The organism is Geodermatophilus dictyosporus (assembly GCF_900115505.1).
Lineage (GTDB): Bacteria > Actinomycetota > Actinomycetes > Mycobacteriales > Geodermatophilaceae > Geodermatophilus > Geodermatophilus dictyosporus.
The window spans coordinates 736,881-759,212 of sequence record NZ_FOWQ01000001.1; the positions used below are offsets into that span (position 1 = coordinate 736,881).

Sequence of the window (22,332 nt, forward strand, 5' to 3'; positions counted from 1 at the left end):
GTCAGATCCCGACCTTCTCGGCTTCCTCGACCGGCACCGGCAGCCGGGCGGACTCCTGCCGCTCGATGGCCGCCTGCACGAACGCGGCGAACAACGGGTGCGGCCGGGTGGGGCGGCTCTTGAGCTCCGGGTGCGCCTGGGTGCCCACGAAGAACGGGTGGACCTCACGGGGCAGCTCGGCGAACTCGACCAGCAGGCCGTCGGGCGAGGTGCCGCTGAACACCAGGCCGGCCTCGCCGAGCCGCTCGCGGTAGGCGTTGGCCACCTCGTAGCGGTGCCGGTGCCGCTCGGTGACGTCCGTCGAGCCGTAGGCCGCCGCGGCCTGCGAGCCCTTCTGCAGCGCCGCCGGGTAGCTGCCCAGCCGCATGGTGCCGCCCAGCCCGCGCTCGCCGGCGATGACGTCGACCTGGGTGGCCATCGTGGCGATCACCGGGTCGGCGGTGTCGGGGTCGAACTCCGCGGAGTTGGCGCCGTCGAGGCCGGCGACGTTGCGCGCGTACTCGATGACCATGCACTGCAGGCCCAGGCACAGGCCCAGCGTCGGGATGCCGTTGGTGCGGCTGTAGCGGATGGCGCCGAGCTTGCCCTCGATGCCGCGCACCCCGAACCCGCCGGGGATGCACACGGCGTCGACGTCGCCGAGCGCGGCGGCCGCGCCCTCGGGGGTCTGGCAGTCGTCGGAGGGCACCCAGCGGATCTGCACCCGGCTGCGGTGGGCGAACCCGCCGGCGCGCAGGGCCTCGCTGACCGACAGGTAGGCGTCGGGCAGGTCGACGTACTTGCCGACCAGCGCGATGGTCACCGTCTGCCTCGGGCGGTGCACGCGGTCGAGCAGGTCGCCCCACACGGTCCAGTCGACGTCGCGGAAGGGCAGGCCCAGCCGGCGGACGACGTAGGCGTCGAGGCCCTCGCGGTGCAGCACCTTGGGGATGTCGTAGATCGACGGCGCGTCGGGGCAGGAGATGACGCCCTCGGCGTCGACGTCGCACATAAGGCTGATCTTGCGCTTGAGCGAGGTGCCGATCTCGCGGTCGGCGCGGCAGACCAGTGCGTCGGGCTGGATGCCGATGTTGCGCAGCGCGGCGACCGAGTGCTGGGTCGGCTTGGTCTTCAGCTCCCCCGACGGCGCGATGTAGGGCACCAGCGAGATGTGCAGGAAGAAGACGTTGTCGCGGCCGATCTCGTGGCGCACCTGCCGGGCGGCCTCGAGGAAGGGCAGCGACTCGATGTCGCCGACGGTGCCGCCGATCTCGGTGATGACGACGTCGACCGGCTCGTCGTCGGCCGTGCCGGCCTGGGCGGCGGCCAGGATGCGGGCCTTGATCTCGTTGGTGATGTGCGGGATGACCTGCACGGTGTCGCCGAGGTACTCCCCGCGCCGCTCCTTGGCGATCACGTCGGAGTAGACCTGGCCGGTGGTCACGTTCGACCGGCCCGACAGGTCGGTGTCGAGGAACCGCTCGTAGTGGCCGATGTCGAGGTCGGTCTCGGCGCCGTCCTCGGTGACGAAGACCTCGCCGTGCTGGAACGGGTTCATCGTCCCGGGGTCGACGTTGAGGTAGGGGTCCAGCTTCTGCATGGTGACCCGCAGGCCACGGCTGGACAGCAAGGCCCCGAGGGAGCTGGCCGTCAGGCCCTTGCCGAGGGAGGAGACAACCCCACCGGTGACGAAGACGAACTTCGTCGGCTGGGGGTTGTGGAGGAGCCCGCGGTCATATGTTCCAGGTCGACCCACGGGAACCCACCGTAACACGGTCGTCCCCTTCCCCCGGACCCCGTGCGGCGACGTCGGCGTCCCGCCGCGGCGCCCGGGCCGCGAGGGCCACCAGCAGCGGCACCAGCAGCGCGGCCGCCGTCGCCGGTAGCGCCACGCCGGAGTCGTTGACCGCCGCGCCCAGGGCCAGGCTCAGCGCCGCGGCCAGCAGCCCGGCGCGCAGCACCGCGGCGTCCGCGGGGCGCAGGCCCGAGCCGCCGGCGCGCAGCAGCCCGGGTCCGGCGCCGCGCGGGCCCGTCCGGCGGACCAGCCACACGGCCGCCACCAGGGCCACCGGCAGCACCCACGACAGCGAGCTGCCCAGCAGGATGTCGAGGTTGGCCTGCGCCTTGCGGCTGACCACCGTCCACGCCTCACCGGTGAGGACCTGCTCGACGAAGCGGCCCAGGTGGCTGCGCTCGTCGGCGGGGCGCAGCCAGTCGAGGACGGCGAGCGTGCCGACGGCGAGCACCCCGGCCGCCAGCACCGCGCCCATCCGCACCACGGTCACCCGCACGCCGGTGAGCAGCATGGCCAGCAGCAGGAACCCGGGCAGCAGCGCGAGCACCCCGCCGAAGTCGCGGCCCAGGCCCGGCGTGCCGACCAGCACGACGGTGACCGCGCCCGCGGCCAGGACGACGGCCCCGGTGACCCGCCGCTGCCGCCGTCCGCCGTCGTCCCTCCCCCGCCCGGCGCGCCGCCCGGCGGCGGTGGCCAGCGCGGCGGTGGCCGGCAGCGCGGCGCCGGCCAGCAGGCCCGCGGTGAGGTTGCCGTACCCGGTGAACCGGCCGGCGACGATCGGGTCGTAGCCCAGCAGGCCGTCGAGCTCCAGCCGGGAGCCGGTGAGCACGTCGCCGGCGAGGGTGGCCACGGTGACCCCGAGGACGGCGAGCAGCGGACCGAGCCGTCGGCGCCGCTCGGACGTGCCGCGGCGCCAGGGCCCCAGCAGCGCGACGGCGAGCACCGCTGCGTCGGCCAGCAGCACCGCCCCGGCCAGCGCCCACCGGGGCGACCCGGCGCGCTCCCACGGCACCAGCCCGGCCAGGTAGGTGGCCACCGGCAGCGCGGCGGCGGCGAGCGCGGCGAGGTGCAGCACCGGCCGCAGCCGGCCGCGGGAGGGCCGCACCGGTGCCCCGCGGCGGGAGCCGAGGACCAGCAGGCCGAACGCGACGACGGCGGCGTCGACGGCCACCAGCGCGGCGTAGAACGTCCCGGTGCTGCGGTGGTGGGTGACCGCGGCGGTGTTGGCGCGCACGAGGGTGGCCACGGCCTCGGCGGTGCCGGGGTGCTCGCCGGTGACCGTCAGCGGCTGGCCGTTGACCGAGGCCGGCCGCGGGAGGCCCAGCGCCCGCAGCGCGGTGGGCGCGACGTCGATGAGCTGGGTGTAGGGCGCCCGGCCGGTGCTGGCCGACGTCAGCCAGCCCGGCCCGGTGAAGCCCGGACCGGAGGCCAGGCCCACGTGCAGCTGGGGACGGCCGTCGTTGACCTCGGAGACGCCCTGGAGGAGCAGCAGCGTGTCGCCGGGCAGCGCGGCGACCGCGGCGCGCAGCGCGCCCACCGCGGCGTCGACGTCGGCGAGGGCGGCCTCCCGCGACTGCGGCTCGGTGCCGGTCTCGCTGCCGTCGGCGGGCACGCCGGCGTCCACCAGGCCGTCCAGGGAGACCAGCGTCAGCGGGCACGGCTCGAGCAGCTCGGCGACCGCGGCCGGGTCGGCCGGCAGCTGCTCCTGCCGGTTCAGGCCCACGCCCGGTGCGGCCACGGCGACCACCGGGGCCCGGCCGACGACGGTGGCGCACCCGACGGCCTCGCCGAGCACGGCCGGCTCGGCGCCGAAGCGGGCGGTGGCGCGGTCCTCGGCGACGGCGCGCACCGCGGTGAGCGGGTCGGCCAGCCCGGCCTCGGCCAGCCGCTCCTGCAGCCCGCAGAAGGACAGCTCGGGGCTGGCCGGCGGCCCGGCCGGGACCGCTTGTGGGGTGGGGGTCCCCTCGGCCTCGCCGGGCACCTCGCCGGGCAGCGGGACGGTGGGCACCGGCACCTGCGGCAGCGCCTCGTCCGGCGACGGGAAGCGGGCGCGGTTGCCCGCGCCGAGGGTGGCCCAGCCGTCGAGCAGGCAGGTGGTGGAGCGGGCGGCGCGCACCGACACCGCACCCATCGGGGAGGTCTCGGCCAGGTCCCACAGCGACGGGGTGCGCCCGGGCTCGAGGTCGCTCCACAGCAGGCCCGGCACGCCGACGACCAGCACCCGGTCGGCCCGCCACTCCCCCGCCGCGTCGTCGGCGGCCGCGGCGCCGGGCAGGCCGGTCACCAGCAGCGCCAGGACGGCGACCAGCAGCAGGACGGCCCGCCTCATGGCGCCGGGGTCCCCGGCGGGCCGAGCAGCTCGCGGTAGAGGGCCACGAGCGCGCGGGCGGTGGCCGCCTCGTCGGGCCAGGCCGCCGCGCGCTCGCGTCCGGCGGCGGCCAGGGCGACGGCTCGGGCGGGGTCGCCCAGCAGCGCGTCGACCGCCCGTGCCAGCGCCGCGGCGTCGCCGGGCGGCACCAGCTCGGCGGCGTCACCGAGCAGCTCGGGCAGCCCGCCGGTGCGGGTGGCCACCAGCGGCGTGCCGGCGCGCAGCGCCTCCTGCGCGGTGAGCGAGCGGGCCTCCCAGCGCGAGGGCAGGACGGCGAGGTCGGCGGCGGCGAGCAGGTCGGCGACGTCGGTGCGGCGGCCGAGGAGGGTGACCGGCAGCCGCTGGTCGCGCACGCGGGCGGCCAGCTCGGCCGCCAGCGGGCCGTCACCGGCGATGGCGACCAGGGGCGGCCGCGGCCCGGCGGCCCAGGTCGCCGCGGCGTCGAGCAGCACGTCGTAGCCCTTCTGCGGGTGCAGCCGGCCGACGGCCAGCACCAGCGGTCGCCCGTCGGCGAGCCCGAGCCCGGTGCGCACCTCGTCGCGGCCGCGCCGCGCGGGCGGCAGGGCGGGGGCCGACACCGGAGCCACCCGCACGTCGCCGGCACCGAGGCGGCGGGCGTTGTCGGCGAGGTCGCCGGAGGCGGCCAGCACGACGTCGGCGGCGCGGACGGTGGCCCGCTCGGCCCGGGCGAGCAGCCGGCGCAGCGGCCCGGAGCGCTCGGGCAGCGCGTTGTGCAGCGTGACCACCAGCGGCCGGCGGGGTGCCCGGCGGGCGGTGGCGCGCACCGCGAGGGCGGCGACCAGGCCGGCCCGCAGGCCGTGGGCGTGCACGAGGTCGGCGCCGGCGGCGGCCCGGCGCAGGGCCGGCACGGCGCGGGCGTCGGCGACCGGGTCGAGACCGGCGGAGATCTCGACGGGGCGGAAGGCGGCGGCCGCGGAGAACCCGAACAGCGCGTCGGTGGCGTCGGGGCCGCAGACGGTCACCGCGGCGCCGGCCCCGGTGAGGGCGGGCAGCACCGAGCGCAGGTGGGTGCCGACGCCGCCGGTGCTGGTGGCGAGCACCTCCGCGACCCGGCGGCCGGCTAGGGGCGCGGGCCCGGCGGGGGGCTCAGCCACGCTCCACCTCCGTCCGGCCGGGTGCGCGCAGGGCGCGCACCGCCGCGGCCAGGGGCCGGCGCGCCGTCCCCATCATGACGGCCGCCGCCACGGCGGTCACGGCCGCCGCGGCGAGCAGGCCGCTGCCCACGGTCACGGGCAGCGACCCGGTGGGCACCGGGTCGGCGTCGAGGGCACGGGCCACGAGCAGGCCGGCGGCCGCGCCGAGCACCGCGGCGAGCACCGCGGGCAGCCCACAGCGCACCAGCCCGGCCAGCCCGCCGGCGCCGGCCACCCGGGCGGTCACCGCCACCAGCGCCAGGCCCGCGACGGTCACCCCGAGGCTGTGCCCGGCGGCCAGCGCGAGCGCCCGGTCGGCGGGGGGCGCCAGCGCCGCCAGGACGACGTCGGCGGCGACGGCGAGCAGCCAGCCGCCGAGCACGCACGCCGTCGGCGCCCGCCACAGCCCGCGCGCGTACAGCGCCCGGGTGAGGACGGCGACCAGCCCGTAGCCGGCCAGCCCGGGCGCGAAGGCGAGGATCGTGTCGCGCAGCGCCGCGACGTCGACCGCGCTGCCGTCGAGCAGGAACACCCGCGCCATCGGCCCGGCGACGGCGGCCAGCACCGCGGCCGCCCCGAGGCTCGCGACGACGACGAGCACGGTGACCGGCGCCAGCGCCCGCCGGTAGCCGGCCTCGTCGCCGGTGGCCGCGCGCTCGGTGAGCAGCGGGTAGGCCGAGGTGGCCAGCGGCACGGCGAGCGCGGCCCACGGCACGAGGAACAGCGTCAGCGCGGCGGTGTAGACGACCTGGGTGCCGTCGGGCGCGCCGCCGGAGTTGGCCAGCCGGATCGCCACGGCGGCCACCAGCTGCTGCCCGGCCAGGGTGAGCACCCCGGCGAGCGCGAGGCGGCGCACCCGCGGAGCGGCGCCCACCGGGAAGCGCAGCGAAGGGCGCAGGCCCAGCCGCAGCCGGCGCAGCGGCACCAGCAGCGACAGGCTCAGCGCCGCCACCCCGAGCGTCGTCCCCACCCCGAGGACCAGCTCGGCCGGCGTCGAGAGGTCCTCCGCCGAGCGGGCGCCGCCGAGGAGTGCGAAGGCCGCGTAGGCCCCGGCCACGACGAGGCTGGACAGCAGCGGCGCGATCGCGGGCCCGGCGAAGCGGCGGTGCGCCTGCAGGATGCCGGTGAGCACGATGCCGACCCCGTAGAGCACCACCTGCGGCGCGAAGACGACCAGGAAGCGGGCGGCGAGCTCGACCTCGGCCTCGCGGCCGCCGCCCAGCAGCAGCCGCGCGATCGGTCCGGCGAGGACGGCGACCAGCGCCGCGAGCGGCACCAGCAGCAGCAGCGTCCAGCCCAGCAGCGCCGACGCCGTCCGGCGCACCTGCTCGCGGTCACCGGCCGCGATGCCCCCGGCCAGCATCGGCACCACCAGCGAGGCCAGCGCCCCGCCGGCTACCACCTCGAAGACGATGTTGGGCACCGTGTTGGCCGCGGTGTAGGTGTCGCCGGTGCTGTCGGCGCCGACGGCGTTGGTGAACACCAGGGTGCGGCCGAACCCGGCGAGGCGGGCCAGCACGGTGAGCACGGCGATCAGCGCCGCGGCGCCGGCCACCCCCTGGGCCACCCGGCGTCCCGACACGGTCGGCCCCGCGGAGGTCACGCCGGGCGGCGGCCGAGCCGGTCGAGCTCGCGCAGGCCCGGGGTGGCCTCGATGACGCGGGTGAAGCTGACCCGCTCGCTGGCCAGGGTGAGCGCGGTGACCGCCGCCAGCAGCCCCGTCCGGGCCGGGCGCGAGGGGACGGCGGCCAGCCGCAGCCCCAGCAGCGCACCGAGGGCGTTGGCGCCGGCGTCGCCGAGCATGACCCGCTCGCCCAGGTCGTCGGGCAGGACCGCCAGCGCGGCGCCCAGCGGCCCGGCGACCAGGCCGCCGGCGGGGCCCCGCGCGGTGAGCGCGGCGGCCAGCGCACCGGCCTTGGCGGCGCGGCCGGGGCGCAGGTCGACCAGGTTGACCAGGTTGGCGGTGCCGGCGACCAGCCCGGTGGTGAGCACGGCGTCGGCGAGCCCCCGATCCCGCCGGGTGAGGAGGGCGGCGACCGCGGCGGCGGCCCCGATGCCGGCGACCTTGACCGCCCCGGCCGAGACCCGCCCGGCGCGCAGGGCCGCCAGGTGCCCGGCCAGGCCCTTGTCGCGGGCCTGCTCGGGCCGGGCGCCGACGAGGTCGTCGTAGCCGCCGACCAGCCCCGACACCGTCCCGGCGACCGCGGCCGCGGCCCGGGTGCCGGCGGGGGCGCCGAGCGCGGAGGCGGCCGTGGCGGCGACGGCCAGCGCGGGACCGCCGAGCAGGGTGACCGGCCGGCCGGCGTAGTTGGTCCGCCGCCACGGCGCGCCGGCCGGGCGGGCGTCGAGCGCGGCCGCCGCGGCCAGGCCGGCGCGGGCGGCAGCCGCCCCGGCCAGCGCGAGCAGCGCCGAGTGCACGGGAACGGGGCGCCCGCTCGCGGGGTGCGCCGTCACGGGGTGGCGGCGGGCACCGGCGGCACCGGCTGGGTGTCCTCCCCGGAGCCGTACTTGCCGGAGGTGCCCTCGCCCTCGCGGCCCAGGGCCAGCACGGTGCTGATCTGGCCGGCCGGGCTGCCCACGTTGTCCACGGTGGAGACCGCCGCCGACACCTCGGGGTCGGCGCGGATGGCGCCGACGAGGCCGTTCTCGCCGGCCGACGCGGCGTCGCCGGCGACGACCGCGCCGGAGCCGGCGGCGTCGAGGGCGGTGACCAGGTCGAGCAGGGTGTCGTTGCGGTCGGCGGCGTCCTCGCCGTCCAGCGCGCCCGCGGTGAGCACGACGGCGAAGTCGGCCGGGGCCACCGACGCGGAGTCCTGCGACAGCACGTCGAGGGCGGTCAGCCCGGCGAAGACCGTCGAGATGGCGGCGGTGTCGGGTGCCGGCACGGCCGGGTCGGCGGGGACCATGAGCACCTGGGCGAGCAGCGCGCCGACCAGCTGGCCGGTGTCGTCGGTCTCGGGGAGGGTGACGCCCACCGGGCGGCCCGGGCCGGTGACGTAGCTCTGCAGGCCCGCCTCGCCGGCCGGGTCGCTGTACTCCGGCTCCACGGTGACCCGGCCGGTCACCGTGCCGCCGGCCGCGGTCACCAGGGCGGTGACCTCCTCGACGGTGTCGGTGGTGACCTCCTCCGAGGCGCGCACCAGCAGCACGTCGCGGTCGACGAGGGTGCCGGCGACCAGGGCCGGGGCGACGGCGGACTCGAAGGCGTTGCTCGTGTCGGCCTGGGCCTGCAGACCCTGGGTCTGGTCCTCCAGGGCCCGCTTGTCCTCCTGCAGCGAGGCGACCTGGCCCTGCAGGTTGTCCAGCAGCGGCCCGGACAGCTGCGTCGCGCCGATCACCAGGCCCAGGGCGATGGCGAGGAAGACCGCGATCAGCGAGACCAGGTGGTAGCGGAAGTCGATCACGTGAAGAGGTTCTCCAGCCAGAACACGAAGCTGTCCCATTGGTCGACCAGCAGGTCGAGGTAGATGCGCCCGGCGGTGGTGACGGCCACGGCGGCGACGATGGCCAGCAGCGCGGCGACCACGAGCACGACCAGGGCGACGCCGGAGATGCGGCTGCGGTAGAGCCGGCTGACGCCCTTGGCGTCGACGAGCTTGCCGCCCAGCCGCAGCCGGGTGAGGAACGTCGAGGCCATGCCGCCGCGCCCCTTGTCGAGGAACTCCACCAGCGTGGCGTGCGTGCCGACCGCGACGATGAGCTTGGCGCCCTTCTCGTCGGCCAGCAGCATCGCGATGTCCTCGCTGGTGGCCGCGGCCGGGAAGGTGATGGCGTCCACGCCGAGGTCCTGCACCCGCTTGAGCCCGGGCGCGCGGCCGTCGGCGTAGGCGTGCACGACGACCTCGGCGCCGCTGCGCAGGACGTGGTCGCTGACCGAGTCCATGTCGCCGATGATCATGTCCGGCGCGTAGCCGGCCTCGACGAGCGCGTCGGCGCCGCCGTCGACGCCGACGAGCACCGGCCGGTAGTCGCGGATGTAGGACCGCAGCGCCTGCAGGTCCTCCTTGTAGTCGTACCCGCGGACGACGACCAGCACGTGCCGGCCCTCGATGCGCGTCTGCACGTCGGGGACACCGACGCCGTCGAGCAGCAGCGCGCGCTCGCGCTTCATGTACTCCATCGTGTTGGTGGCGAAGGCCTCCAGCTGCGTGGACAGCCCGGCCTTGGCCTCGGCCATGGCGGCGGCGACGGTGTCCGGCGTCTGCTCGGTGCCCTCGGCGACCGCCCGGCCGTCGGGGCCGTAGAGGGTGGCCCCCTCGACGCGGACGTGCGCGCCCTCCTTGAGGGCGGCGAACACCTCCTTGCCGACGCCGTCGACGAGCGGGATGCCGGCGGCGGTGAGGATCTCGGGGCCGAGGTTGGGGTAGCGGCCGGAGGTGCTCGGTGCCGCGTTCACCACGGCGCCGACCCGGGCGGCCACCAGCGAGTCGGCGCTGACCCGGTCGATGTCGACGTGGTCGATGACGGCGATGTCGCCGGGCCGCAGGCGCTTGGTGAGGTTCTTGGTGCGACGGTCCAGCCGGACGGTGCCGCTCACCCCCGGTTCGGTCTCCTGGGCCCGGCTCCGTCGCAGGGTGCCGATGCGCATTGGTGCATGGTCCCATGCGGGGCGGGACGGTCCGTCCTCCGACGCGCTCCGGCGACGACCTGCTCACGGAGGGTGTCCGACACCACGGACAGCGCGACACGCCGGGCACGCATGCCCCACGTACCCCGCCGGAGGACCCAGCCGGGCTGTCTAGCGTCGCCGCCGTGACACGTGGGGCCGAAGCTGCCAGCATCCCGGCGAGCGCCCCCGGGGCCGCGGACGGGGAGCGGGCGGCGGTCCCGGTGGCCCCGCCGGTCATGCGCGCCGTGCCCGCCCCGACGGCCAAGGTCCCCGCGGCCAAGGCCCCCGCGGCCAAGGCCCCCCGCCGGCGCCGCGGCGCCGGCGTGCGCGAGCAGCGCCGGCTGGAGACCCGCGACCGGATCGTCGAGGCGGCCGCCGAGCTGTTCGCCGAGCGCGGCTTCGACGCCGTCAGCGTGGTCGAGATCGCCCAGCGCGCCGGGGTGGTGGAGAAGACGGTGTTCAACCACTTCCCCGTCAAGGAGGGGCTGGTGCTGTCCACCGACCCGCCCGTGCGCGCGGCACTGCTCGACGCGGTCGCCCGCCGCCCGGCCGGCGAGTCGGCCGCCGCGGCCGCGGGGACCTTCGTCGTCGGCGCGATGGCGCAGCTCGGCGCGCCGGAGGCGGCCGCCGGCGTGGCGGCGATGGCGCGGGTGGTGCGCGGCTCGCGGACGCTGCAGGTGCGCGAGCGGGAGATCCTCGGCGAGCTCACCGCGGCGCTGGCCGCGCAGATCCGGGAGGAGACCGGCGCGCCGGCCGGGGCCGTGGAGCCGGAGCTGACCGCCTCGGCGGTGACCGCGCTCTACGGGCGGCTGCTCGAGCTCGCCCGCGACCGGGTGCTGGCCGGGGTCAGCGGCCCGGAGCTGGCCGCGGAGCTGCGGACGGCCGGGCGGCGCGGGCTGTCGCTGCTGCAGTTCGGGCTGGCCGGGTACGCCAAGCGCCGCTGAGCCGCACCACCGGGTGGCGCCGCCAGCCACCGGGCCCGGGATCTGCCAGGGCGCCGCCCGTGGTCCCCGCCGCCGGGCCGCCGCGCCGACCTGCGCCGCAGCCGTGCCGACGACGTCGGGCTGCGGGTCCCTGACCGACCCACCACGCGCGGCGGGCCGGCCGCGTCCACCCCCGCGCCCGCCCCGACGTCCTCCCCCGCGGCGCCGTCCCCGCCCGGTCCGGTCGAGGTCGCCGTCACCTCCCGGCTGGGCGGGGCGGTGCCCCACGTCGTCCTCACCACGGCCGACGGGTCCGCCGTCGGCTCGGGCGTCGGCAGCCCACCCGGGCCACGGCCCGCGTCGTGGCCCGGGACGGCGCGCCGCTCCCCGGCCTGGTGGCGCGGGTCGCGGACCTGCGCGTCGCCGGGCCGGACGCCACCGGTCCGTGGGACCGGGTGGCCGTGGCCGAGGGCAGCTGCGCCGACGACCCGGCGGCGCTGTGCCTGCCGCTGCGCCGACGACCCGGCGGCGCTGTGCCTGCCGCTGGGCCGAGCCGGGTCAGCCGCCGAGCTGGAGGGCGCGCCGCAGCTGGCCCGCGCGGTCGCCGGGGATCTGCGGGTCCCGGGTGAACAGGGCCACGGCGACCATGTACTCGTCCTCGCCGGCCCACCCGCGGCCCTCGGCGACGATCCGCCGGATGTGCTCGCGCACCTTCGGCTCGCTGCTGTAGGGGCCGTAGTCCAGGCCCATGGCCAGGAAGTTGACGACCCGGTAGCCGAGGTCGGCCGCCGTGGACAGGGTGGTGACCGGGTCGGCGTAGCTGGCGACGGCGGTCACCACGTTGTCGTAGCCGGCCTTGAGCAGCTGCAGCGTCAGGTCGTTGCCGCGGACCCCGCCCCACAGCTCGGGCATGAGGATGTCCCGGTCGGGCGCCGGGATGTAGGGCGGGTTGGCGATCGCCGTGGTCACCGGCTCGCCGCCGGCCTCGTCGGCCTGGTCGAAGAAGTCGCCGAGCTCCACGGTGTAGCGGTCGGCGACGCCCCGCTCGGCGATGTTGGCCTGCGCCCGCCGCACCGAGTCGGCGCTGATGTCGTAGCTGCGGATGCGCAGCCCCGGCAGGCCCCGGACCACGTCGGCGATCGCCGAGGCGTCGCCGGTGCCCAGCTCGACGACGGGGGCGGACTCCCAGCCCAGCTGCTCGCGGTACTGCTGCAGCAGCATGCAGACGGAGAACCCGTAGTGCGCCGACTCGTCGGCCGAGCTGAAGCAGCTCATCGCCCGCTCCGGACGGGGGCGGCCGGGGCCGGGCGGGCGGGGGTCGGACGCGGGGTCAGCAGGCGCACGGGACGCGGGCTACCCGCCCGCGGTGATCGACACTCCTGCGTTCCACCACCCGATCGTGCCCGACCGAACCGCCGCTCAGCCCCGCCGCGCCTCCGCGGCGACCGCCAGCAGCTCCCGGGCGTGCGCCTGTCCCGTGTCGCTGTCGGCCAGGCCGGAGAGCATCCGGGCCAGCTCGCGCACCCGGTCCTCGCCGTCGACGGCCCGGATGTCGGTGGCGGTGACGCCGGCCGCGGTGTCCGGGGACTTGTCGACGACCAGGTGGGTGTCGGCGAACGCGGCCACCTGGGCCAGGTGGGTGACGACGACGACCTGGTGCTCGCGCGCCAGCCGGGCCAGCCGCCGGCCGATCTCCCCCGCTGCCTGGCCGCCGACACCGGCGTCGACCTCGTCGAACACCATGACCGGCACGGGGTCGGCGCCGGCGAAGACCACCTCGATGGCCAGCATGACGCGGGAGAGCTCACCCCCGGACGCGCCGCGGTGCACCGGCCGCGGCGGGGCGCCGGGGTGGGCGGCCATGAGCAGCGCGACCTCGTCGACGCCGTCGGAACCGGGCTCGCCGGGGTGGCTGTCGATGGCGAACGACACCCGGGCGCTCTTCATCGCCAGGCCGGCGAGCTCGCGGCCCACCTCCGCGGCGAAGCCGTCGGCCGCGGCGCGGCGGCCGGCCGAGACCCCCGCGCCGAGGTCGTCGACCTCGGCGCGGGCGGCGTCGCGGGCGGCCTCCAACGCCTCGAGCGCCTCGTCGGAGACGTCGAGCTCGGACAGCTTGCGGCGGGCGTCCTCGGCCCAGGCGAGCACGCCGGCCAGGCCCTGGCCCGGGTCTGCGTACTTGCGCACGAGAGCGGTCAGCGCCGCCCGGCGGTCGAGCACCTCGGCCAGCCGCGCGGGGTCGGCGTCGAGGTCGGCCACGTAGCCGGCCAGCTGCACCGACACGTCGGAGACGACGGCGACGGCGTCGGCGAGGTCGCGGGCGAGCAGCACCAGCGCGGGGTCGTCGGTGGCGGCCAGCGCCCGCTCGGCGGTGGCCAGCGCCGCGGTGGCGTCCTGCGGCAGCCCCTCGGCGCCCAGGTCGCCGGTGACGTCGCCGACCAGCGCCACCCGCGCCTCGTCGACGGCGGCGCGCAGCGCGTCGGCGTCGCCGAGCCGCTTGGCCTGCGCGTCGAGGGCCTCGTCCTCGCCGGGTTCGGGCGCCAGCGCCTCGATCTCCCCCAGGCCGTGGCGGAGCACCTCGGCGGCCTGCGCCAGCTCGCGCGCCTGCCCGCGGCGGCGGTCGAGGTCGGCGGCCAGCTCGCGCCAGCGGGCGTGGGCTTCGCGGTAGGCCTCCAGCAGCCGCAGGTGCGCCGGTCCGGCGTAGCGGTCGAGCGCGGCGCGCTGCTCGGCGGGGCGGGACAGCCGCAGCTGGTCGCTCTGCCCGTGCACCGCGAGCAGCCCCTCGGACAGCTCCGCGACCACGCCGACCGGCACGGCCCGCCCGCCCAGGTGCGCCCGCGAGCGGCCCTCGGCGCTGACGGTGCGGGCGAGGATCAGGCTGCCGTCGTCGTCGGGCTCGGCACCGGCGTCGGCGGCCCGCTCCCACACCGGCGAGTCCGGCGGCAGCTCGAGGCGGCCCTCCACCCCGGCGCGGCCGGTGGCGCGCACGCGGCCGGGGTCGGCCCGGCCGCCGAAGAGCAGGGTCAGCCCGGTGACGACCATGGTCTTGCCGGCGCCGGTCTCGCCGGTGACGACGGTCAGCCCGCGGCCAAGCTCCAGGGTGACGTCGTCGATGGCGCCCAGCCCGCGGATGCGCAGCTCGGTGAGCCGGCCCCGGCCCCGGCCGTCCCCGGCCGGGGCGCCGTCCGCCGGGACGGCGGGCACCGGGGCGGCGTCGGCCTCGCGCGCCTCGTCGAGGGCGGGGGCGGTGCGGCGGCGGCCGCCGCGCTCACGCGTCGGGGTCCGCGGTGCCACCGCGCACCTCCTCCCCGTCGCCGCGCAGCGAGACCACGTCGCGCATCAGCACGTTGCGGGAGGGCCGCAGCTCCTGGCCGGGGTCGTGCCGGCGGGCGTCGCGGAAGCCGCGCACCGGCAGGCCGAACTTGGCCACCAGCCGGTCGCCGAAGGACCCGGGGTGCACGCGCGCGACGCGCACCGGGCGGGCGGCGCGGCGCACGTCGACCCGGCCGCCGTCGGGCACGTCGAGGGCGCGCCGGCCGTCGGCGGAGACGCGGGCCCGGTTGCCGTCGGGCGGGACGGCGACGCTGAGCACCGAGTCCGGCGAGGTGACCAGCGGGCGGGCGAACAGGGCGTGCGCGTTGCTGGGCACCAGCAGGATCGCCTCGAGGTCGGGCCAGACCACCGGGCCGCCGGCGGAGAAGGCGTAGGCGGTCGACCCGGTGGGGGTGGCGAAGAGCACCCCGTCGCAGCCGAAGCTGGTCAGCGGGCGGCCGTCGATGGCGATGACGACGTCGAGCACGCGGGAGCGCTCGGCCTTCTCCACCGACACCTCGTTGAGCGCCCACGTGCCGTCGACGACGGCCCCACCGGCGTCGAGGACGTCGACCTCGATGGCCAGCCGCTTCTCCACCGAGTACTCGCAGCGCTCGATGGCCGTCAGCGTCTCCTCGACCGCCTCGGGCTCGGTCTCGGCGAGGAAGCCGACGCGGCCGAGGTTGACGCCCATGAGCGCGGCGTGGCTGTAGCGCGCCAGCTCGGCGGCCCGCAGGAAGGTGCCGTCCCCGCCGAAGACCATGACGATCTCGGCGCCGCGCGCGGCCTCGGCGTCGGCGGCGACCACCTCGGCGCCCTCGATCTGCAGCTCGGCGGCCTCGTCGGCGAGCACGCGCACGGTGATGCCGGCCCGCGCCAGGCGCGCAGCGGAGCTGCGGGCCAGGTCGACGATGTCGTGCCGTCCGGTGTGCGCGGCCAGCAGCACGTGCCGCCCGCCGCCGGGGCGCCAACCGCCCTGGCCGGCCTCGCTCATCGGTCCTCCTCGCTCGTGCCCGTGCGGCACCGTCGCTCCCCAGCGTGCCCCCGCGGCGGCTCCGGCGCCGGGGCGGGGCCCGTGAGCCTCACCGCGGTCCCTCCTCGACCGCGCGCAGCACGCCGGCCTCCTGCGGCGGCCCGGCGTCGCGGCGCAGCCACAGGAAGAACTCGACGTTGCCGGCCGGGCCGGGCAGCGGGCTGGCGACGACCCCGGCGGTCCCCCACCCCAGGTCTGCGGCGGCCCGGGCCACGTCGAGGACGGCGCCGGCGCGCGCCGCTGGGTCGCGGACGACCCCGCCGGAGCCGAGCCGCTCGCGGCCGACCTCGAACTGCGGCTTGACCATCGGCAGCAGGTCGGCGTCGGGAGTGGCGCAGGCGGTGAGCGCGGGCAGCACCAGCCGCAGCGAGATGAAGGACAGGTCGGCGACCACGAGGTCGGCCGGGCCGTCGACCTGCTCGGGGGTGAGGGTGCGGACGTTGGTGCGCTCGAGCACCCGGACGCGCTCGTCGGTGCGCAGCGACCAGGCCAGCTCGCCGTACCCCACGTCGACGGCCACCACCTCGCGGGCACCCCGGGACAGCAGCACCTCGGTGAACCCGCCCGTGGAGGCCCCGGCGTCGAGGGCGCGGCGGCCCTCGACGGGCACCGGGAACGCCTCCAGCGCGCCCAGCAGCTTGTGCGCGCCCCGGGACACCCAGCGCTGCTCGTCGGGGTCGGTGCGCACGACGACGGGCGTGCCGGCGTCGACCCCGGTGGCCGGCTTGGTGGCCGCCTGCCCGGCGACCGCGACGCGGCCCTCGGCGATCAGCTCGACGGCGTGCTCCCGGGAGCGGGCCAGGCCGCGGCGCACGAGCTCGGCGTCGAGCCGGCTGCGACGGGCCATCAGAGCTGGTCGATCGTGGCGAGCTCGCGCTGCAGGCGGTCGTGCTCGGCCTCGAAGACGGCGACGTGCTCGGCCACCGGACGCCCGGCGAGGTCCGCGTAGCGCTCCCCGGTCGCCGGCTCGTGCGGGGCGCCGGCCGCGGTCCCCGCGGCGGGCGGAGCCGGGCGTGCCGGACCGGGCACCGGCCCGCCGGCGGGGCCCGGCCGCGGCGGGCCGGGGACCGGACGCGGTCGGCTCGGCTCGGTCATGGCGCGGACCTCTCGGACGGGGGCGGGACGGGCGGGGCGCGGGGACCGGACACCCGGCGGACGGCGCCGGGGCGCGTCCCCTCCGCCCGGCCACGGTACCGGCCGGGGACGACGGGAACCGGTCCGCGGAGGCAGCCGTGGCGTTCCGCGGGCCGGCCGGCGCACCCCCGGGCCGGTGTCGCCCCCATCCCGAGGAGGCCCGCCGCCGCGGCGTCGCGGGAGCAGCGCGTGTCGGCCCTCGAGCAGGTGGTGGGCACGCCGGCCCCGCAGCCGCGGCACGCGAGCTCGACCGCACGCCGTCGTGCCGGCTGGCCGACCTCGGCCAGGTCGTGCGCGGGTGGCTGGTGCAGGGCCGGGTGCGGGAGGTGCGCACGGAGGCCGGGCTTCGCGACGTGCTTCGGCTGCGCTCGCTGCCCCGACCGCACGGCCGCGCTCACCGCACCGCCAGCCCCCACCCGGCCAGCGCCCGGCGGGCCGCCTCGTCGCCGGCGTGCACCGGCCCCGGCACCGACCCCGTCCCGCCCGTCCACGCAGCCAGGCACAGTGCGCGCAGCCCGTCGAGGCCGTCGTCGGCCGGCGCCCCGCCGGGACCGTCGCCGGCCGCGTGCAGCTCCAGCCCGGAGCCACCGGCGACCGTGCGCCAGCGTCCGCAGCGCCAGCCGCCGTCCTCGGGCGTCACGGGCGGGTGCGCCACCAGCAGGCCGGCGGCATCGGCGGCGAGCAGGTCGGGGCGGTGCAGCGGCCCGGCGGCCAGCAGGCCGGCGGGGTCGGTGACACCGCTGAACACCAGCAGGCTGGCAGCACCGGCGCGGTGGCTGCCCTCGATGTCGGTGTCGAGCCGGTCGCCGACGACCAGCGGGTCGAGGGCCCCGGTGCGGCGCACGCACTCGGCGTGCATCGCCGGGTCGGGCTTGCCGGTGACCAGCGGTTCGCTGCCGGTGACGTCGCGGACCACGCCGACCATCGCGCCGTTGCCCGGCAGCGGCCCGCGGGGCGAGGGGATGGTGGCGTCGGCGTTGGTGGCCACGTGGCGGGCGCCGTTGCGCACGGCGACCACCGCCTCGGCCAGTTGCGCCCAGCCGACCTCGCGGCCGTAGCCCTGCACCACCGCCGCGGGGTCGTCCTCGGCGCGGTCGACGACGGTCAGCCCGGCCGCACGCAGTGCCGTGGCCACGCCCGGCCCGCCCACCGGCAGCACCCTCCCTCCGGGCCCCAGCAAGCCGGCCACGACCGACGCCGCGGCCTGCGAGCTGGTGATGACCTCCTCGGCGTCCGCGGGCACACCCAGGTCGGTGAGGTGGGTGGCCACCTCCGCGGGCGGGCGGGCGGCGTTGTTGGTGACGAACCCCAGCCGCATGCCGGCCGCGCGGGCGGCGGCCAGCGCCTCCGGGACGCCGGGCACCGCGTCGGGACCGACGTAGACGACGCCGTCGAGGTCGAGCAGGGCGACGTCGTACACCTCGGCCGGCGGGCGGGCGCAGCCGGCCGCCAGGCGCGGCGGGCCGTCGGCGGCGGACGGCGCCTGCGCGGCGCTCACGCCGGCCCCGGACCGGCCGCGCGCCGGGCGCGGACGCCGCGCAGCGCCCGGGTGTAGTGCCCCAGGTCGGGGCGCATGGCGACGGCCAGGGCCAGGTGCTCGGCGGCCAGGTCCAGCTCGCCGGCCCGGCTGGCCGCCAGTCCGAGGCCGAACTGCGCGTAGTCGTCGGTGGGGTTGACCGCGGTGAGGGCGCTGAAGCTCTCGATCGCCTCGCGGTAGCGGCCGGCGTCGTACTGGGCGCGGGCGAGCGCCTCCAGCACGCTGCGGGAGCCTGGCTCGGCGTCCGCCGCCCGGGCCAGCAGCGTCGCGGCAGCCGCCGGGTCGCCGCTGGCCAAGAGGTCCAGGCCACGCCGGTACCACTCGTACACGCCGCCGCCGGGCGCCCCCTCGTCCGGGGCTCCGCCCGACGGCGTTGCTGCTGTCGACACCGCTGCCCTCCTGCTCCTCCGGCCCTCGTCACCTCCCGACGGCGCGGGACCGCGACGCCGGGCCGGTGGCGACGGCGGACCGCACCGCGGGGCTCCTACGATCCGGTCGTGCACGCGTCGTCGGCGGGAGCCCCGCGTCCCGTACCGACGGGGCTGGACGTCCGGCCCTTCCGCGCCCTGACCTACTCGCACCGCGACCCCGGGCACCTGGCCCGGGTGAGCTCGCCAGCCTACGACCTGGTGACGCCGGACGGCCGTGCCCGGCTGGCCGCCGCGGACCCGCACAACATCGTCCGCCTCATCCTGCCGGGCGGCACCCCCGCCGCGGGCAGTGCCGGCGCGCCGACCACCCGGGGACCGGCCCGCCGGGAGGAGGGCGGGCCGGCCGAGCGCGCCGCGCACCTGCTGCGCGCCTGGGAGGCCGAGGGCGTCCTGGTCCGGGACGGCACCGCGGCGCTGTGGTGCTACGAGCTCGCCCCGGCGCAGGCACCGGCGACCGTCGGCTGGCTGGGCGCGGTGTCGGTGGACGGCGCCCGGCGGGCGGTGCTGCCGCACGAGGACACCTTCCCGGCCGCGGTGGAGGGCCGCCGGGCGCTGCTGGCCGCCACCGCCACCGACCTCGAGCCGATCGTGCTCGCCCACGACCCCGAGCCGGAGGTCACCGAGCTGACGCGGGCGGCCCTGACCGGCCGGCCCGCCATGGAGGTCACCGACGCCGACGGTGTGCGGCACCGGCTGTGGCGGGTGACCGACGACGAGACCCTGCGGCGGCTGTCGGCGGCACTGGCGCGCACCGGAGCGGTCATCGCCGACGGGCACCACCGCTTCGCCGCGGCCCAGGCGCTGCACCGCACCCACCCCGCCGGGGACTGCCGGGTGCTCGCGCTGCTGACGCCCATGGGCGCCGGCGGGCTGCGCGTCGAGGCCATCCACCGGGTGGTGCCCGACCTCGCGCTGGACGCCGCCGCCGCCGCTGCACTCCGGGGCTTCACCGTGACCGAGGTCCCCGTGGCCGCAGGGCCCGGTGCCGTCGCGGCCGCCGCCGGCCTGCACGGTGGCCCGGCGGGGAGCTACCTGCTCACCGACGGGCACCGGTTGCTGCAGCTGACCGACCCCTCGCCCGAGGTGAGGGCCACGGTCCCGGCCGAGGCGCCCGACGCGTGGCGCCGTCTCGACGTCGTCCTGGCGACCACCGGGCTCGTCGGTGCCCTGTGGGGCCGCCCCGACGACCCGTCGTCCCTGCTCGTGGCCCACGACGTGCCCGAGGCCCTCCGGCTGGCCGGGGAGCGCGCGGGCGTCGCCCTGCTGCTCCGCCCGCCCTCCCCCGCCGACGTCGCCGCGGTGGCACGCGCGGGTGCCCGGATGCCGCGCAAGTCGACGCTGTTCGTGCCCAAACCGCGCACCGGGCTGGTGCTGCGGCCGCACCGCGACTGACCGCACCGGGCTGCTCAGGCCGTCCGCGCCGAGCCGCCGGGCGACGACCGCGGCACCTTGCGGCCGCGCCGGCAGTTCACCTCGCACACCGAGGCCGGGCCGCTGGGGGTGCGCCAGAACCGCCGCTGCAGGGCGCCCTCGACCACGACCACGTCACCGGCCAGCCAGGCGGCCGCCCGCTTCTGCAGCGCCTTGTCGTAGGTGACGCAGGCCAGCACGTCGACCGACTGGCCGCGCGCCCTCGGCTCGGGCCGGCGCACGACCAGCCGCCAGGTCACCAGCGTGTCCCCGCTCGGGAGCACCCTGGACTGCGCGGCCTCGGAGAGCCGCCCCCGCAGCACCACGTCGTTCCGGTCGATCACTGCCAGGCTCATGACGGCAGCCTGACCCGGCGCCGCGCCGCCCGGTGCCGCCACCGGCCGGTTGTGGACCGGACGGGACGGTGTGGACGGCGCGGGCGCCGGTGTCGGTGGTCAGTGCGGGGTGCCGTCCTCCGGCGGGTCGACCTCGCCGAGGAGCTCGGCGACCTCGCGCTCGACGTCGGCGTCGAAGTCGGGCCCGTCGTCGGCGGCGTCGTCGAGGCCCTCGACCGCGGCTGCCTCCACGGGCGCGTCCGGCTCACCGGGGGCCTCGAGGAGCTCCTCCTCGCCGAAGGCGACGTCGTCGTCCTCGTCCGGCGCGGCCGCGTCGACGGCGGCGCGCCACTCCTCGGCCGCCGGGTCGTCGGTCGCGGCCAGCAGGTCGGCGTAGGCCGACGCGAGCCGCAGGGTCCCGTCGTCGGTCAGGTCGACGCCGGACGGCGTGGGCCGCCCGCCGAGGCCGCCCTCGAGCACCAGGCGGGCCGCTGCGGCCTCGCCGAGGTCCTGCCGGGCGCCGGCCTCCACGAGCTGCAGCTCGACGGTCTCCGCCGGATCGGGCCCCTCGGCGAGTGCCTCGTGGACCAGCCGCAGCGCCACCTCGGCCCGCCCCAGGGCGCGCTCGCAGTCGGCCAGCACGGCCCGGTAGGCCTCGTCGCCGCTCATCCGCCGGTAGGCGCGCAGCTCGCGGGACGCCTCGGCGTAGTCGCCGGCGTGGTAGGCGGTGACACCCACGGCCTCGCGGACGACGGCGATGCGGGACGCCCGGTCCCGCGCGGCCCGGGCGTGCGCCAGGGCGAGCTCGGGGTCCTCGTCGACGACGGTGCCGGCCGTCACCAGGTGGCGGGCGACGCGGTCGGCGTTGCGCGACTCGAGGCCGCGCAGGGCCGACCGCACGGAGGGGTCGAGGTCCTGCGGGTCGGCCCAGTCGGGGAGGTCCGGACCCGGCGCCACGGGGGGCGTGCGCTCCGTCGAGGGACGGCGGTCCCGCCACTCGGGCCGCGGCCCACCGTTGCGGGCGGGACGCTCGCGCGCCGGGCGACGCTCGCGCCACTCACCACGTGCCGGACGCCGATCGCCGGTGTCGCGGTCCGGGCGCCGGTCCTGCCAGGTCCGGTCCCCCTGCGACGAAGGAGCGTCGTCCCGCCCTGCGGCCGGTCGCCCGGGACGCTCGGCGGCAGGGCGCCGGTCCCGCCAGTCCCCGGAGCGGCCGCCGTCGGCCCCCCGGTCGGCGCGCCCACCCTGGGGCCGCCCGCCGGCGGAGGACCCGCGGTCGCGCCAGCCGCCACCACCGGCGCCCCCGGCCGGCCGGCGGTCGCGCCCGTCACCCGTCCCGCGTCCGGCAGCAGGGCGACGGTCCCCGTGCTCGCCGGCGCCGCGGTCGACGGCGGGCCGCCGCTCGGAGCGCTCACCCGCCACGCGACCCGTGGCCGGCCGGCGGTCGCCGCGCTCCGCCGAGGTGCGGTCGGCTCCCGGACGGCGGTCGCGCCAGTCGCCGGCGCCGCGGCCCGTCCCGGGGCGGCGGTCGCGCCAGTCGCCCTGCGCGCGATCAGCGTCCGGACGACGGTCCCGCCACCCGGAGGCGCCGGCGCCCGCACCGGTCGACCGCCCCTGCGCGCGGTCGTCGGACCGGCCCGGCCGGCCCTCCGCGGACCAGCCACCGGCTCCGCCACGCCGCCCGCTGCCGTGGTCCCCTCGGCCACCCGCACCACCGGCCCGCCCGGTCCGCTCGTCGCGGCTGCCGCGCTGACCGCCACGGCCGCCGGCCCCGCCAGCGCCTCGGGAGCCCTGACGCTCGTCTCGGCCCTGGCCGCGGGACTGCGGACCGTCAGGGCGGCCACGTCCGGCGGACCCGCGTCGGGGAGATGTCATGTCGTCGTCTGTACCTCTGGACGGTGGGCAGCACTCGGACGAGCGCCGTGGACGTTTCCGGACACACGCGAGACGGGGGCCGGAGCCAATGGCTCCGACCCCCGTCTCGTGAATGGTTGTCCGGCGGTGTCCTACTCTCCCACCCCGTCTCCAGGGCAGTACCATCGGCGCTGAGAGGCTTAGCTTCCGGGTTCGGAATGGGACCGGGCGTTTCCCTCTCGCCATGACCGCCGTAACACTGTGAACATGTCAACCCGGTCGGGGTTGGATGCGTTCAGAACCGCACAGTGGACGCGAACACGCTTGCTTTGTTGGCTTGACAGCAGGTGTGTGTGGTCAAGCCCTCGGCCTGTTAGTACCGGTCAGCTCCACACCTCGCGGTGCTTCCACTTCCGGCCTATCAACCCGCTGGTCTGGGCGGGGGCCTTACCCCATTGACT

General features: G+C 78.3%; 18 protein-coding genes and 2 rRNA genes. 2 read left to right on the forward strand and 18 right to left on the reverse strand.

The features are described 5' to 3' along the window. Position 1: 1 nt before the first annotated feature. The 7 genes from BMZ33_RS03420 to steA are packed head-to-tail and all read right to left on the reverse strand — an operon-like array spanning position 2 to position 9,833. Entirely contained in the window at positions 2-1,735 is a 1,734-nt protein-coding gene (locus BMZ33_RS03420; protein ID WP_091107711.1) for a CTP synthase, read from the reverse strand. Beyond that, positions 1,713-4,103, reverse strand: coding sequence for a hypothetical protein (locus tag BMZ33_RS03425; protein ID WP_091107713.1), 2,391 nt, complete (start codon positions 4,101-4,103; stop codon positions 1,713-1,715). The genes BMZ33_RS03420 and BMZ33_RS03425 overlap by 23 nt, the downstream gene beginning before the upstream one ends. Next, the gene (locus tag BMZ33_RS03430; protein WP_091107715.1) at positions 4,100-5,257 is read right to left on the reverse strand and encodes a glycosyltransferase family 4 protein; all 1,158 of its coding nucleotides are present in this window, start codon (positions 5,255-5,257) and stop codon (positions 4,100-4,102) included. Before BMZ33_RS03430 ends, BMZ33_RS03425 begins: the two co-directional genes overlap by 4 nt. Further along, the gene (gene murJ / locus BMZ33_RS03435) at positions 5,250-6,863 is read right to left on the reverse strand and encodes a murein biosynthesis integral membrane protein MurJ (protein ID WP_169063834.1); all 1,614 of its coding nucleotides are present in this window, start codon (positions 6,861-6,863) and stop codon (positions 5,250-5,252) included. The genes BMZ33_RS03430 and murJ overlap by 8 nt, the downstream gene beginning before the upstream one ends. Before the next feature lie 32 nt (positions 6,864-6,895). Beyond that, positions 6,896-7,714 (reverse strand): hypothetical protein, encoded by an 819-nt coding sequence (locus BMZ33_RS03440; protein WP_091107718.1) that lies wholly within the window; start codon positions 7,712-7,714, stop codon positions 6,896-6,898. Between the two features lie 32 nt (positions 7,715-7,746). Continuing rightward, the gene (locus tag BMZ33_RS03445; RefSeq protein WP_091107720.1) at positions 7,747-8,700 is read right to left on the reverse strand and encodes a copper transporter; all 954 of its coding nucleotides are present in this window, start codon (positions 8,698-8,700) and stop codon (positions 7,747-7,749) included. Further along, positions 8,697-9,833: a putative cytokinetic ring protein SteA gene (gene steA / locus BMZ33_RS03450; protein ID WP_169063835.1), complete on the reverse strand. Its 1,137-nt coding sequence runs from the start codon at positions 9,831-9,833 to the stop codon at positions 8,697-8,699. The genes BMZ33_RS03445 and steA overlap by 4 nt, the downstream gene beginning before the upstream one ends. Before the next feature lie 215 nt (positions 9,834-10,048). Between steA and BMZ33_RS03455 the strand changes: the two genes are divergently transcribed. Further along, positions 10,049-10,849 (forward strand): TetR/AcrR family transcriptional regulator, encoded by an 801-nt coding sequence (locus BMZ33_RS03455; protein WP_169063836.1) that lies wholly within the window; start codon positions 10,049-10,051, stop codon positions 10,847-10,849. 537 nt (positions 10,850-11,386) lie between these two features. On the opposite strand, the gene BMZ33_RS03460 is transcribed toward BMZ33_RS03455, so the two are convergent. The 7 genes from BMZ33_RS03460 to BMZ33_RS03490 all read right to left on the reverse strand — a co-directional run bounded on the left by BMZ33_RS03460 (position 11,387) and on the right by BMZ33_RS03490 (position 18,230). Beyond that, positions 11,387-12,103, reverse strand: coding sequence for a class I SAM-dependent methyltransferase (locus BMZ33_RS03460; RefSeq protein ID WP_091107727.1), 717 nt, complete (start codon positions 12,101-12,103; stop codon positions 11,387-11,389). Positions 12,104-12,247: 144 nt separating this feature from the next. Next, complete coding sequence (recN, locus tag BMZ33_RS03465; protein ID WP_169063837.1) at positions 12,248-14,119, reverse strand: DNA repair protein RecN; 1,872 nt, start codon at positions 14,117-14,119, stop codon at positions 12,248-12,250. Then, positions 14,094-15,131, reverse strand: coding sequence for an NAD kinase (locus BMZ33_RS03470; protein ID WP_091107729.1), 1,038 nt, complete (start codon positions 15,129-15,131; stop codon positions 14,094-14,096). The genes recN and BMZ33_RS03470 overlap by 26 nt, the downstream gene beginning before the upstream one ends. Before the next feature lie 88 nt (positions 15,132-15,219). Further along, a complete protein-coding gene (locus BMZ33_RS03475; protein WP_091107731.1) occupies positions 15,220-16,017 on the reverse strand; it encodes a TlyA family RNA methyltransferase in 798 nt (265 codons plus the stop codon). Beyond that, positions 16,017-16,265 carry a hypothetical protein gene (locus BMZ33_RS03480; RefSeq protein WP_091107733.1) on the reverse strand — a complete coding sequence of 83 codons (249 nt, stop codon included), beginning with the start codon at positions 16,263-16,265 and terminating at the stop codon, positions 16,017-16,019. Before BMZ33_RS03480 ends, BMZ33_RS03475 begins: the two co-directional genes overlap by 1 nt. Positions 16,266-16,698: 433 nt before the next feature. After that, a complete protein-coding gene (locus BMZ33_RS03485) occupies positions 16,699-17,802 on the reverse strand; it encodes an HAD-IIA family hydrolase (protein ID WP_169063838.1) in 1,104 nt (367 codons plus the stop codon). Then, positions 17,799-18,230, reverse strand: coding sequence for a tetratricopeptide repeat protein (locus BMZ33_RS03490; protein ID WP_091107735.1), 432 nt, complete (start codon positions 18,228-18,230; stop codon positions 17,799-17,801). The genes BMZ33_RS03485 and BMZ33_RS03490 overlap by 4 nt, the downstream gene beginning before the upstream one ends. 108 nt (positions 18,231-18,338) lie before the next feature. Here BMZ33_RS03490 and BMZ33_RS03495 point away from each other — a divergent pair, with 108 nt between their 5' ends. Then, positions 18,339-19,664: a DUF1015 domain-containing protein gene (locus tag BMZ33_RS03495; protein ID WP_091107737.1), complete on the forward strand. Its 1,326-nt coding sequence runs from the start codon at positions 18,339-18,341 to the stop codon at positions 19,662-19,664. A gap of 14 nt (positions 19,665-19,678) precedes the next feature. Here BMZ33_RS03495 and BMZ33_RS03500 read toward each other — a convergent pair whose 3' ends face one another. The 4 genes from BMZ33_RS03500 to BMZ33_RS03515 all read right to left on the reverse strand — a co-directional run. Further along, on the reverse strand, positions 19,679-20,038 hold the full coding sequence (locus BMZ33_RS03500) for a single-stranded DNA-binding protein (RefSeq protein ID WP_091107740.1): 360 nt from the start codon (positions 20,036-20,038) through the stop codon (positions 19,679-19,681). A gap of 99 nt (positions 20,039-20,137) precedes the next feature. Continuing rightward, positions 20,138-20,974, reverse strand: coding sequence for a hypothetical protein (locus BMZ33_RS03505; RefSeq protein ID WP_091107742.1), 837 nt, complete (start codon positions 20,972-20,974; stop codon positions 20,138-20,140). A gap of 1,036 nt (positions 20,975-22,010) precedes the next feature. After that, a 5S ribosomal RNA gene (gene rrf / locus BMZ33_RS03510) occupies positions 22,011-22,127 on the reverse strand. 97 nt (positions 22,128-22,224) lie between these two features. Beyond that, positions 22,225-22,332: ribosomal RNA gene (locus tag BMZ33_RS03515) — 23S ribosomal RNA — on the reverse strand; the annotation flags it as partial.